Origin of the sequence: Nonomuraea coxensis DSM 45129 (assembly GCF_019397265.1) — a bacterium.
GTDB lineage: Bacteria > Actinomycetota > Actinomycetes > Streptosporangiales > Streptosporangiaceae > Nonomuraea > Nonomuraea coxensis.
The window spans coordinates 978,147-990,757 of the sequence record NZ_CP068985.1 but is presented as its reverse complement, the minus strand read 5'-3'; the positions used below and the strand labels follow the sequence as shown (position 1 = coordinate 990,757).

General features: G+C 72.4%; 12 protein-coding genes. 6 read left to right on the top strand and 6 right to left on the bottom strand.

Going from position 1 to position 12,611, the window contains the following annotated elements; translation table 11 throughout:
* Positions 1-63 precede the first annotated feature (63 nt).
* Positions 64-918 (bottom strand): haloalkane dehalogenase, encoded by an 855-nt coding sequence (locus Nocox_RS05125; RefSeq protein WP_020543687.1) that lies wholly within the window; start codon positions 916-918, stop codon positions 64-66.
* A 79-nt stretch (positions 919-997) separates the two neighbouring features.
* Here Nocox_RS05125 and Nocox_RS05120 point away from each other — a divergent pair, with 79 nt between their 5' ends.
* From Nocox_RS05120 to Nocox_RS05110, 3 genes are all read left to right on the top strand, one after another.
* Positions 998-1,462 (top strand): MarR family winged helix-turn-helix transcriptional regulator, encoded by a 465-nt coding sequence (locus Nocox_RS05120; RefSeq protein WP_020543686.1) that lies wholly within the window; start codon positions 998-1,000, stop codon positions 1,460-1,462.
* Positions 1,463-1,603: 141 nt separating this feature from the next.
* Positions 1,604-2,794 carry a helix-turn-helix domain-containing protein gene (locus tag Nocox_RS05115; RefSeq protein ID WP_020543685.1) on the top strand — a complete coding sequence of 397 codons (1,191 nt, stop codon included), beginning with the start codon at positions 1,604-1,606 and terminating at the stop codon, positions 2,792-2,794.
* An 86-nt stretch (positions 2,795-2,880) separates the two neighbouring features.
* Positions 2,881-3,075: a hypothetical protein gene (locus Nocox_RS05110; protein WP_157383108.1), complete on the top strand. Its 195-nt coding sequence runs from the start codon at positions 2,881-2,883 to the stop codon at positions 3,073-3,075.
* Positions 3,076-3,077: 2 nt separating this feature from the next.
* Here Nocox_RS05110 and Nocox_RS05105 read toward each other — a convergent pair whose 3' ends face one another.
* Complete coding sequence (locus Nocox_RS05105; protein WP_020543683.1) at positions 3,078-3,857, bottom strand: TetR/AcrR family transcriptional regulator C-terminal domain-containing protein; 780 nt, start codon at positions 3,855-3,857, stop codon at positions 3,078-3,080.
* Positions 3,858-3,904: 47 nt separating this feature from the next.
* Between Nocox_RS05105 and Nocox_RS05100 the strand changes: the two genes are divergently transcribed.
* Positions 3,905-4,606, top strand: coding sequence for a VOC family protein (locus Nocox_RS05100; protein ID WP_020543682.1), 702 nt, complete (start codon positions 3,905-3,907; stop codon positions 4,604-4,606).
* Between the two features lie 8 nt (positions 4,607-4,614).
* On the opposite strand, the gene trpS is transcribed toward Nocox_RS05100, so the two are convergent.
* On the bottom strand, positions 4,615-5,619 hold the full coding sequence (gene trpS / locus Nocox_RS05095; protein ID WP_020543681.1) for a tryptophan--tRNA ligase: 1,005 nt from the start codon (positions 5,617-5,619) through the stop codon (positions 4,615-4,617).
* A 14-nt stretch (positions 5,620-5,633) separates the two neighbouring features.
* A complete protein-coding gene (locus tag Nocox_RS05090; protein WP_020543680.1) occupies positions 5,634-6,947 on the bottom strand; it encodes a hemolysin family protein in 1,314 nt (437 codons plus the stop codon).
* An 86-nt stretch (positions 6,948-7,033) separates the two neighbouring features.
* On the opposite strand from Nocox_RS05090, the gene galE reads away from it, so the two are divergent.
* Positions 7,034-7,981, top strand: coding sequence for a UDP-glucose 4-epimerase GalE (gene galE, locus Nocox_RS05085; RefSeq protein WP_026214424.1), 948 nt, complete (start codon positions 7,034-7,036; stop codon positions 7,979-7,981).
* A 263-nt stretch (positions 7,982-8,244) separates the two neighbouring features.
* Here galE and Nocox_RS05080 read toward each other — a convergent pair whose 3' ends face one another.
* Both Nocox_RS05080 and Nocox_RS05075 read right to left on the bottom strand, forming a co-directional pair.
* The gene (locus Nocox_RS05080) at positions 8,245-9,231 is read right to left on the bottom strand and encodes a malate dehydrogenase (RefSeq protein WP_020543677.1); all 987 of its coding nucleotides are present in this window, start codon (positions 9,229-9,231) and stop codon (positions 8,245-8,247) included.
* Between the two features lie 55 nt (positions 9,232-9,286).
* Positions 9,287-11,302 carry a serine/threonine-protein kinase gene (locus Nocox_RS05075; protein ID WP_051112579.1) on the bottom strand — a complete coding sequence of 672 codons (2,016 nt, stop codon included), beginning with the start codon at positions 11,300-11,302 and terminating at the stop codon, positions 9,287-9,289.
* Positions 11,303-11,483: 181 nt separating this feature from the next.
* Between Nocox_RS05075 and Nocox_RS05070 the strand changes: the two genes are divergently transcribed.
* Entirely contained in the window at positions 11,484-12,611 is a 1,128-nt protein-coding gene (locus tag Nocox_RS05070; protein ID WP_020543676.1) for a saccharopine dehydrogenase family protein, read from the top strand.

Here is a 12,611-nt window from a genome sequence, read left to right as displayed (position 1 = left end):
AACTGCCCAGCTCGCCGCGCCACACGCCCGCCGACCGGCGAGCCTACAGGCACGGCCCCCTCGTCAGAGGCCGTGGCGGGCGGCCCAGGCGGCGATCGCCGCGGCGATCTCGCCCGGCCTGTCCTCGGTGGCGTGGTGCCCGGCCGGTCCGACGTGCAGGATCTCCAGCGCCGCGACGTTGTCCGCACACCACGCCGCGACCGCCGGGGTGATCAGCAGCGTCGGCGAGGAGTCGAAGGTGAGCAGCAGCTTCGGCACCTCCCCGGAGGTCCCCAGCCACGTGCCGAAGGAGGTCACCCGCTCGGCCACGTCGGCGGGCTCCCCGTCGAGCGGCAGCGAGCGCGCCCACTCCAGCAGCGGCCGGCGGCTCTCGCGCGTCGGGTAGGGCTCCAGGTAGGGCCGCAGCTCCTCCTCGCCCAGCGGCGTCAGCACCCCGCCGGTGTAGGCGGAGCGGATGAGGAAGTCGCCGTCGAGCACCAGCTTCTCGCCCTCGGGGCCGCGGATGGTCTCCGCGCGGCGGCGTGGGCCCTCGCCCAGCTCGTCCAGGCTCGTCCCGCGGATGATCGCCTCCATGAGGGCCACGCCCCGCACCCGTCCGGGATGCCGGGCCGCCCAGTCGCAGGCGAGCGCGCCGCCCCAGTCGTGGCCGACCAGCACGACGTCCTCCAGTCCGAGCGCGTCGAACCAGGCGTCCAGGTAGCGGGCGTGGTCGCCGAAACGGTAGGGCAGGTCGGGCTTGCCCGAGCGGCCCATGCCGACGAGGTCGGGGGCGAGCAGGCGGCGGCCGGGCGCGGCCACGCCGGGCAGCACGTCCCGCCACTGGCGGGAGGAGGACGGGTTGCCGTGCAGGAAGACGAAGGGGACGCCGTCCCCGGAGTCCTCGTAGAAGAGGGAGGAGTCGAGCACGTCGATCATCATGAGGTAATCCGTTCGTCGGACTAACGTTTGTGTGACTAACAATAAATCGTTGGAGTCACCAACGCAATAGGCTCTGTCCATGACGGACCACGACCCCATGGCGGGGCAGCCGGCCCCGGCCGCCCTGCGCGCCCTGCCCAGCCGTACGTTGTCGCTGGTCGCGATGCAGGCCGACCGGATGGTCAGCGAGGGCCTGGCCCGCCTGGACGCCCGCAAGTGGCACTACGCCGCGCTCATGGCGCTGCGCGAGGGCGGGGCCGCCAGCCAGGCCGAGCTGAGCCGGCGCACCGGCATCCACCGCAGCGACCTGGTCGCGGTCGTCAACGAGCTGTCCGAGCGCGGCCACGTCGAGCGCTCCCCCGACCCCGCCGACCGCCGCCGCAACGTCGTCCGCCTCACCGGTCGGGGCCGCGACCACCTCGCCCGGCTCCAGGAGGTCGTCATGTCCCTCCAGGACGAGCTGCTGGCCCCGCTCACGCCCGCCGAACGCGAGCAGTTTTCGGACCTCCTGATCCGCCTCCACGAGCACCACGCGCGCCGCTGAACCCGAGCCCTTTTCGCCTTCCTGACCTGGGCAGACACGAATCTCTCTCACCTTTTTTCGGCTGTGCCGAAACCCCTGCGGGCGAGGCCCCGGAGCCCTAGCCTGTGGGCAGTTGCGAGAGAGCCAGGAGGCGCCACGCCCATGACCGAGATCACCACCGGTCAGATGGTCCGACTCCAGCGCGAGCGAAGGGGCATGAGCACCACCGCGCTGGCCACCCAGTCCGGATGCACCCCCCGGCACATCGAGCTCATCGAGCACGGCAAACGCACCCCCTCGCTCCCCCTCCTGCGCGAGATCGCCAAGGTGCTCGGCGTGCGCACCGCCGTGCTGCTCGGCGAGACGCCCCGCGACTCGCACGAGCCCAGCAGGCCGCAGATCAGCGACATCGAGCGGGCCATGTTCACCTGCCGGCCCCTCGCGCCCGACCTCGAACCGCCGGACGCCGACCAGCTCTCCGAGCGGGTCGCGGCGGCGCGGAGCGCCTGGTTCACCTCGGCCCGGCGCTACTCGATCCTCATGGCGGCGCTGCCGTCCCTGGTCACCGACGCCGAGAGCCTGGCCGCCGAACGCACGCCGCGCGCCCGCAGCGTCGCCACCGACGCCTACCTGCTGGCCAGGGGCGTGCTCAAGCACCTGCAGCGGGTGGACCTCGCGCACCTCGCGGCCGACCGGGCGATGCGCCTCGCCGAGGAGTCGGAGGACCCGCTGACGATCGCGTGGGCGTACTGGAGCCTCGGGCAGTCGATGTTGTCCGACGACATGCACCAGATCGCCTACGACGTCGCCCGGCAGGGCATCGAGCTGCTCGAACCGCACGTCCCCGACGGCGACGACCGGCATCTCAAGGCGCTCGGCGCGCTGCACCTGCTGGCCGCCATCGGCGAGTCCCGCTCCGGCGACGACGACCGGGCGCGCGAGCGCCTCCGCGGCACCGCGAGCCGGCTCGCCGAGCGCGTACGCGACCGCTCCGACGTCTACGACCTGGCCTTCTTCGGCCCCACCAACGTCGCCATCCACGCGGCCAGCATCGAGAACGACGCCGGCCGCCCCGAGGACGTGCTGCGCATCGCCGACGACATCGACCTCTCCGCCACCCCGTCCATCGAGCGGCGCACCACCCACCTCGGGGAGGTCGCCCGCGCCTGCGAGGACCTCGGCGACGACGCCGCGAGCCTGCTCCACCTGCTGCGCATCGAGCGCGAGAGCCCCGAGGAGCTGGACCACAAGCTGCTGCTCAGGGAGATGGTCCGGGCGCTCGCGCGGCGGGCCAGGCCGTCGTGGGCGCCGGAGGTCCGCCGGCTCGCCGAGCGCCACGGCATCCAGAGCTGACCGAACTCCCAGTTCGGTCCTGGCGAACCGGGAGTTCTTCCGCCCGAGTTCGTCACGGAGCGGCGTCCCGGTGCGACGCTGCGTTCATGACCACAGCTCCAAGTGCCGACCTCGTCATGGAACGACTGCTTGAGGAAGCCGCGCGGGAGTTCCCCGGCTGGGCGTTCGAACGCCACCGCTCCGGCTGGACCGCCGCCCACGGCGACCTCCGCCTCACCAGGCCGAGCCTGGCCGCCCTCCGCGCGCTCCTGCGCGTCCACCGGGAGGCCAGGAGAGCCTGACGTCAGGACGCGCGTCCCGCGCTCGCCGCGATCCGCCCGGCCACCGCGTCGAGCACCAGGCCGAGACCGAGGGAGAAGCGGTCCAGGGCCCGCTGCAGCGTGTACGGCAGCGCGGTGTCCGACACCCCGAACGCCCCGGCCTCCTCCAGCGCGGCGAGCAGCGGGAACCGGCCGTTCATGCGCTCCTCCAGGAACGGCGCCCGCCGCTCCCACCACTCGTCGTCGCTGCTGCCGGTCTGCGCGGGCGCCTGCTCGGCCTCGACCACGGCCGCCGCCGCTCCCCGCGTGTACGCGTCCACCGCCGCCACACAGCCCACCACGTCCGTGGCGGCCAGCCCGTGCCCGTGCAGCAGGGCCAGCGTGGCCTCGTACCTGGCGAGGACGTGGGGGCCGAAGACGGTCCGCGAGGTGGACACCTGCAGCAGCCACGGGTGGGCCCGGTAGGCGGCCAGGTCGGCCTCGGCGGCGCCGCGCAGCCCGGCCCGCCAGCCCGAGGTGGCGTCGGGCAGCGGCTGCCCCGCCACCACCCGGTCGACCATCAGCTCCAGCAGCTCGGCCTTGCCCGGCACGTACGTGTAGAGCGACGCCGTGCCGATCCCGAGCTCCTGGGCCAGCGCCCGCATGGACAGCGCGGCCGGCCCGGCCCGGTCGGCCGCGGCGACGGCGGCGTCCACGACGGCGGTCAGCTCCAGCCGTTGCCGGGGCCCGCGCCGGGGGGCCGGCAGCCCTTCCCAGAGCAGGGCCATGGTCTTCGCGGGGTCGCCGCGGCCCGCGTACTCCATGACGGGCTCCTTCCCACCGAAACTCCGAACAGCGTACGATGTTTTGTATGTCCGAAACCGTCATCCCCCTCCTGCCCTGCCGGCAGCTCGACGACGTCCTGCCCTTCTACCGCGCGCTCGGCTTCGACGTCACCTACCGCCAGGAGCGCCCCAACCCGTACGCCGCCGTCCGCCGTGGCGGGGTCGAGCTGCACTTCTTCGGCGTGCCCGAGTTCGACCCCGAGCAGTCCATGGGCAGCGTGGTCGTGGTGGTGCCGGACACGGGGGCGCTGCACGCCGCGTTCGCGTCGGGGCTGCGGGCGGCGTTCGGCAAGGTGCCGGTGTCCGGGATCCCGCGGATGACCCGGCCCCGGCGCGTGCAGGGGACGCCGGGCGGGTTCGTCGTGGTGGACCCCGGCGGCAACTGGGTGCGGATCAGCCGCCGCAAGGAGGACGCCGGCGAGCCGGAGGAGGGGCGGCTCGCGCGGGTGGTCGCCGCCGCCGCCCGCCAGGCCGACGCCCGCGGCGACGTGGCGGCGGGCGTCAAGGTGCTGGAGACGGGCCTCGCCAGGCACGCGGACGCGCCGGCCGCGCAGCGGCTGCCCGCCCTGGTCTACCTGGCCGAGCTGCGGGTGCGCGCCGGCGACCGGGAGGCGGCCGCCGCGCTGCTCGCCGAGGTCGCCGCCCTGGACCTGACGGCGGCCGAGCGCGAGGCCCTGGCCGACGACCTCGCCGCCGCCACGGACCTCACCGCCGGCCTCGGCCCCTGATCGCGGGGTCAGAACTTCGGCAGGAAACCGACCCGGTCGCGGACCTGCTCCATGGTCTGCCTGGCGACCGCCCCGGCGCGCTCGGCGCCGACGGCGAGCATGCGGTCGAGCTCCGACTCGTTGGACAGCAGCTTCTCGGCGCGCTCGCGGATCGGCGTGAACGTCTCGACGACGGCCTCCGCGACGTCCTTCTTGAACGTGCCGTAGCCCTGCCCGGCGTAGCGGGCGACGAGGTCGGGGATCGGCGTGCCGGTCAGCGCCGACTGGATGCGCAGCAGGTTGGAGATGCCCGGCTTGTTGTCCTCGTCGAACAGGACCTCGGTGCCGGTGTCGGTGACCGCCCGCATGACCTTCTTGCGCAGCGGCCCCGGCTGCTCCAGGACGTCGAGGATGCCCGCCGGGCTGGAGGACGACTTCGACATCTTCGCCGTCGGCTCCTGGAGGTCGGTGATCTTCTCGACCTCCTTGAGGATGTAGGGCTCGGGCAGCGTGAAGGTGTCGCCGTAGCGGTGGTTGAAGCGCTGGCCGAGGTCGCGGGTCAGCTCCAGGTGCTGCTTCTGGTCGGCCCCCACCGGCACCTTGTCGGCCTGGTAGATGAGGATGTCGGCCGCCTGGAGGATCGGGTAGGTGAACAGCCCCACGCTGGCCGCGCTCTCGCCGAACTTGGCGGACTTGTCCTTGAACTGCGTCATCCTGCCCGCCTCGCCCATGCCGGTGAGGCAGATGAGGATCCAGGCCAGCTCGGTGTGCTCGCGCACGTGCGACTGCACGAAGACGGTGGCCCGCTCGGGGTCGAGGCCCGCGGCGAAGAGCTGCGCGGCGGCCACGCGGCTGCGCCGGCGCAGCGCCGCGGGCTCGGTCGGCACGGTGATCGCGTGCAGATCGACCACGCAGTAGAAGGCGTCGTGGGTCTCCTGCATGGTGACCCACTGACGGACCGCACCCAGGTAGTTGCCCAGGTGGAAGGAGTCCGCGGTGGGCTGGATGCCGGAGAGAACACGAGGTCTGGCCATAGCAGGCAATTGTGTCAGGAATCCTGGTCGGGCGGCGACTCGACGGCAGGACGGCGTTTCACCCGCACCCTGGCGATCCGCCGCCCGTCCAGCTCGATGACCTCCAGGTCGAAGCCGGGCACCTCGACCCGCTCGCCGAGCGCCGCCACGTGGCCCAGCATGGCCATGACGAAGCCGCCCACCGTCTCGTAGGGGCCGTCGGGCAGCCTGATGCCGGTCTCGGTGGCGAAGTCGTTGAGGTTGGTCAGGCCGTCGATCTCGATCTCGCCGGCGGGCAGGACGACCACGTCCTCCTCGATGTCGTACTCGTCCCTGATGTCGCCGATCAGCTCCTCGACCAGGTCCTCCATGGTGATGATGCCGGCGGTGCCGCCGTACTCGTCGACCACGATGGCGAGGTGCTGGCCCTCGTCGCGCATCTCGTTGAGCGTGCTGAGCAGGCGCTTGGAGGCGGGCACGAACTTGGCGGGGCGGATCGGCACCAGCGCGCTGATCGGCTCGACGCGACCGGACAGCTCGGGGTCGAGCAGGTCGCGTACGTGCACGAAGCCGATGATCTCGTCGTAGGAGGTGCGGTAGACGGGGAAGCGGGAGTGCGGCATCCGGGCGGCGAGCGCGGCTGCCTCGGCGAGCGGCGTGTCGGCCTCCATGAACTCGACCTCGGTGCGCGGCAGCATCACCTCTCTGAGCTGCCGCTTGCCGGCGGCGAAGACCTCGGCGATGAGCTTGCGCTCGTCGGCGGTCAGGTCGTGGTGGCCGACCACCATGTCGCGCAGCTCCTCGGTGGTGACCTCCTCGCGGTCGGCCTCCGGGTTGCCGCCGAGCAGCCGCACCACGCCGTCGGTGGACTTGGACAGCATCCAGATGATCGGCCGGGACAGGCGGGCGACCCAGTCGAGGAAGGGCGCCACGAACAGCGAGAGCCCTTCGGCTCGCTGAAGCGCCAGGCGTTTGGGCGCCAGCTCGCCGAGCACGAGGGAGACGTACGAGATGGCCAGCGTGACCAGGACCAGCCCGAGCACGGGGGCGAAGCCTCCGGGCACGCCCCAGTTCTGCAGCACGGGGGTGAGCTGCGCGCCCAGCCGGTCGGCGCCGAACGCGGCCGACAGCATGGTGGCCACGGTGACGCCGATCTGGACGGCGGAGAGGAACCGGTTGGGGTCGCGGGCGAGCTTGGCCACGCGCTCGCCCCTGCGGCCACGCCCGGACAGCTTGCGGATCTGGCTCTCGCGCAGCGAGACCATCGCGATCTCGGCGGCGGCGAAGAAGCCCCCGATCAGGATGAACAGCAGGACCAGGGCGACGTTGGCCGCGACGGTGTCAAACATGGTGGTTGGCAGCGTATACGGGTGCTTTCCCGCGTATGCTGAACAGCAAGCCTTACAAAATCAAACATATTTGAACAGGAGTCCACATGAGATTGCTGGTCACCGGCGGGGCGGGATACGTCGGCAGCGTCGTCGCGGCCCAGCTCGTCGAGGCGGGGCACGAGGTGACCGTGCTCGACGACCTGTCCACCGGACACCGGGACGCGGTGCCCGAGGGCGCCCGCTTCGTGCGGGCCGACGTCGCCGAGCCCGGTGACGCGCTCGACGGTGTGGACGCGGTGCTCCACTTCGCGGCCAAGTCGCTGGTCGGCGAGTCGGTGGAGAAGCCGGGGCTCTACTGGGCCAACAATCTCGGGGGCACCCTCGCGCTGCTGGAGGCCATGCGGGACAAGGGGGTCGGCCGGATCGTGTTCTCCTCGACGGCGGCGACGTACGGCGAGCCGGAGCGCGCGCCGATCGAGGAGAGCGACCCGACGCGCCCGACCAACCCCTACGGCGCCTCCAAGCTCGCGGTGGACACGGCGCTGACCGCCTTCGCCGGCGTCCGCGGCCTGGCCGCCGTGAGCCTGCGCTACTTCAACGTGGCCGGCGCCTACGGCCGTTTCCGCGAGCGCCACGCGATCGAGACCCACCTCATCCCGAACGTGCTCAAGGTCGCCACCGGCGAGCGCGACTCGGTCAGCGTGTTCGGCGCCGACTACCCGACCCCGGACGGCACCTGCGTCCGCGACTACGTCCACGTCGCCGACCTGGCGCGGGCGCACCTGCTGGCGCTGGACGCGCTCACGCCCGGCGAGCACAGGATCTACAACCTGGGCAGCGGCTCCGGCTTCAGCGTGCAGGAGGTGATCTCGGTCTGCCGCGAGGTCACCGGGCACGAGATCCCGGCGGTCTTCGGCGAGCGGCGGCCCGGCGATCCCGCCGTGCTGGTCGCCTCGTCCGCGAAGATCCAGCGTGAGCTGGGGTGGAAGGCCGCCCTGCCGTCGCTGCACGACATCGTCTCCGACGCCTGGGAGGCGCTTTCCGGCAAATGAGCCATACGGCGGCGCTATATGTGCTGTAGTACCGAAACGTGAAGAGCATTTCACCAAGGGTCACGAAACCGATCTTTGGCGCTCTCATCGTGGCAGGCAGCCTGCTCGCCGCCGGAGGAGTGGTGTTCGCCACCCCGAAGGTGACCCATCCCGGCCCGCAGGCGACCTGTCCCGCGCAGAGCGACGGCACGGACGGCGAGTGAGCCGGACACGCGGACGCCCCCGCCGATGGTCGGCTGGGGGCGTCCGGCGAAGGCGGGGGCTCAGATGAGGCCGAGCTCCTTGACCGCGGTGCGCTCCTCCTCCAGCTCGCGCACGCTGGCGTCGATGCGCTCGCGGGAGAAGGCGTCGATCTCCAGGCCCTGGATGATCTCGAACTTCCCGCCGGCCGCGCGGACCGGGAACGAGGAGATGAGGCCCTCGGGCACGCCGTACGAGCCGTCGGAGACGACCGCGGCGGAGGTCCACTCGGTGCCGTTGACCCAGTCGTGGACGTGGTCGATGGCGGCGTTGGCGGCCGAGGCCGCCGAGGAGGCGCCACGGGCGTCGATGATGGCCGCGCCGCGCTTGGCGACGGTCGGGATGAAGGTGTCCTTCAGCCACTCGTGGTCGACCTGCTCGGCCGCGACCTTGCCGCCGACCTCGGCGTGGAACAGGTCGGGGTACTGGGTGGCCGAGTGGTTGCCCCAGATCGTCATCTTCTTGATCTCGGTGACCGGCACCTGCAGCTTGGCCGCGAGCTGCGAGAGCGCGCGGTTGTGGTCGAGGCGGGTCATCGCCGTGAAGCGCTCGGCCGGCACGTCGGGGGCGTGCTGCTGCGCGATGAGCGCGTTGGTGTTGGCCGGGTTGCCCACGACCAGGACGCGGATGTCGTCGGCGGCGTGGTCGTTGATCGCCTTGCCCTGCGGGCCGAAGATGCCGCCGTTCGCGCCGAGCAGGTCGCCGCGCTCCATGCCGGCCTTGCGCGGCATGGCGCCGACCAGCAGCGCGACGTTGGCGCCGTCGAACGCGACGTCGGGGCTGTCGCTGATCTCGATGCCGGACAGCAGCGGGAACGCACAGTCGTCCAGCTCCATCGCGGTGCCCTCGGCGGCCTTCACGGCGGCCGGGATCTCCAGCAGGCTGAGCTTGACCGGCACGTCGGCGCCGAGAAGCTGACCCGAGGCGATGCGGAACAGCAGTGCGTAGCCGATCTGGCCGGCGGCTCCGGTGACGGTCACCTTGACGGGCGCAGTGGCTGACGACGCCATGGCCTTTCCCCTAACTCGCAGCAGAATGTCGGACGTTGGGGATGTTACCTGCTCGTCATTCGCAGGTTTCCATCGCGGGCTGCCGTAGCTCGGGTTTGAAGTCGACCTTGCCGAAATACTGGTCGAGGAGGCCCTTCATGGCGCCGCTGCGGTAGAGGTCGGCGATGATGCCGTTGACCGCCTTGCAGGTGGCCGCGTCGCCGGGGCGGACGCCGACGCCGTAGCGCTCGTTGCTGAGCTTGGCGCCGAGGATCTTGTAGCGCAGCGGCTCGCGGTTGGCGAAGCCGGCCAGGATCACGTCCTCGCCGGGAACGGCCTCGACCTTGCCGGCGCGCAGGAGGTCCATGCACTCGGCGTAGTTGCCGGCGAGCACGGGCTTGACCTTCACGCGGTCCTGGACCTCGCCGACGGACGGGCTGCTGGGGGCGCACACCCGCTTGCCCGCGAGGTCGCCGAGCTCCTCGACGCCGCTGCCCGCGCGGACGAGGACGTCGCGGTGCGCCAGGTAGTAGGGGCCGGCGAACGCGGTGCGGCCGTCGATCACGTATGTCGCCACGACCAGGTCGAGCGTGCCCTCCGCCAGCCCGGCGGGCCGGTCGTCCCTGCTGACCCTGACGAGCTTCGTCTCCCTGGCCCCGAGGCCGGTCGCGATGCGGCGGGCCAGCTCGATGTCGAAGCCCTCGAACGCCTCGCCGTTCTGCAGCCCGACGCCCGGCAGGTCGCCCTTGACGCCGATGACGATCTTCCCGGTGGTGGCGACCTTGTCCACCACCGAGGCGAACGACGGCTCCGAGGGCGTGGTCGGCTGGACGCGCTGCTCGCGGAAGGCGAGGGGCCAGCCGTTCATCGCGGCGACCATCGCGGCCCCGGCGACCAGCACGAGCACGCCGGCGAAGGCCGCCCACAGCCGCCACCGGGGACGGCGCCGCGCGGGCGCCGACGGCTCGGTGGGCACGGGATAGGGCGGCTGCCCCGCGTCTCCGGCCCGGCCGCCGTCGCCGGCCCGCCGGACGGGCGGGGTGGTCAGCGCCGCCGCCTGGCCCTCGTACGTCCCCTGCCCGGTGGCGCCGCGCGCCTCCTGGGCGGCGGCGCCGCGCTGCCCCTGGGCGGGCGGGCCGTGCTCGGCCGGCACCAGGGAACCGGCGCCCCGGTGGGCGGGCAGGTCGGTGACGGACTTGGCGTTGACCCGGCTGAACGGCGTGGTGTCGTCGCCCGCGACCTGCACGCCGCGCGTGAGCACGGCGGTGGAGGCCCCCACGCCGGTGGACTGCCCGAGCAGCCGCAGCAGGATCTGGTCGGCGGAGGGCCGCTCGGCGGGCGCCTTGGCCAGCGCCCCCGCCACCACGCCGCGCAGCGGCTCCGGCAGCATGGCGACGTCGACCTCGTGGTTGAGGATGCGGTTGAGCACGGTAGCGATGGACTTGCCCTCGAAGACCGTCGTGCCGGTCGCGGCGAAGGTGATCGTCGCGCCCCACGAGAAGACGTCGGTGTAGGGGCCGATCTCGTCGCCGGCGATCTGCTCGGGGGCCATGTAGGCGGGCGTGCCGATGGCCCGGCTGGTGATCGTGCCGGTGGAGTCGATGATGCGGGCGATGCCGAAGTCGACCACGCGCGGCCCGTCGGCGGCGATCAGCACGTTGTCGGGCTTGAAGTCGCGGTGGACGATGTGCGCGTGGTGGATGGCGGTGAGCGCGGTGGCGGTGCCGATCGCGAGCCGGTCGAGCGGGGTGCCGCTCAGCGGACCGTCGGTCTCGATCAGCTCCCTCAGCGAGCGGCCCTCGATGTACTCGCTCGCGATGTACGGCGTGTCGCCGTCGAGGTCGGCCTCCATCACCCGCGCCGTGCAGAACGACGCCACCCGCTGCGCCGCCTTGAGCTCGCGGGCGAAACGAGAGCGGGCGATGGTGTCGCCGGAGAATTTCACGTGCAGCAGCTTGATGGCGGCGCGCTCGCCCTCGTCGTTGACACCGAGGTAAACGATGCCCTGACCGCCTTCGCCGATGCGTCCGGACAGCCGGAATGATCCCAGGTGCGGGGGATCACCAGCCACCAGTGGCGCGATCTGCGGCATTCGTCTGTCCCCACGTTTACTCGATCCCAACGAGGCAAACTTTACGACGCTCAGCTACTTCACAGGGATCCGTTAACCGTTCGTGACGTCACGGTTCGCCACACTTTGTCACCAAAACTGGCAATTTGCCGAGTAACGCAAGCCCTTGCGCGGGCGCGATTCGGCGGAGAGGCTCAGGATCATGAACCGTCCCTACGACATCGTGCTCTTCGGGGCGAGCGGCTTCACCGGCGCGCTGACCGCCGCCTACCTCGCCGCCGCCGCGCCGCCCGGCACGCGCTGGGCGCTGGCCGGCCGCGATCCCGCCAAGCTCGAACGGCTGGGGCTCGACGTGCCGATCCTGCGGGCCGACGCGACCGACCGGGCCGCGCTCGCCGACCTGGCGGCCGGCACGAGGGTGCTCGCCACCACGGTCGGCCCGTACATCACCCACGGCGAACCGCTGGTGGCCGCCTGCGCCGAAGCGGGCACCCACTACCTCGACCTGACCGGCGAGCCCGAGTTCGTGGACCGGACCTACCTGCGCCACCACGACCTGGCCGCCCGGACCGGCGCCAAGCTCGTGCACGCCTGCGGCTTCGACTCGATCCCGTGGGACCTCGGCGTGCTGCACACCGTCGAGCAGCTTCCCGAGAACGTCCCGCTCACCGTCAGCGGGTTCCTGCGGGGGAACGGCCGGCTGTCCGGCGGCACGCTGTCGACCGTGCTCACCGTCGCGGGACGGGCCCGCCAGGCCGCTGAGGCCGCCGCACAGCGCCGCGCCGCCGAGCCCCGCCCCAAGGGCCGCAGGATCAGCTCCAGGGCGGGCGGGGTGCGCTACGTGGGCGGCTGGGCGCTGCCGATGCCCACCCTCGACCCCATGATCGTGGGCCGCTCGGCCCGCCTGCTCGACCGCTACGGCCCCGACTTCACCTACCGCCAGCACTTCGCGGTCCGCACCCTCCCCCAGGCCCTCGCGGTCGCGGCGGGCGCGGGGGCGCTGGTGGCGGCCGCGGCGCTCCCGCCGGCCCGCGACCTGCTCCGCGCCCGCCTGCGGCCGGGCCAGGGGCCGTCGCCGGAGCAGCGGGCGAAGAGCTGGTTCCGGGTCACGTTCCTGGGCGAGGGCGGCGGCGAGCGGGTGATCACCGAGGTCGCGGGCGGCGACCCCGGCTACGGCGAGACCGCGAAGATGCTCGGCGAGTCGGCGCTGTGCCTGGCCTTCGACGACCTGCCGGACCGGGCGGGCCAGCTCACCACCGCCTCGGCGATGGGCCGGGCGCTGATCGACCGGCTGGTGCGCGCGGGCATCTCGTTCACGACCCGCGCGTGA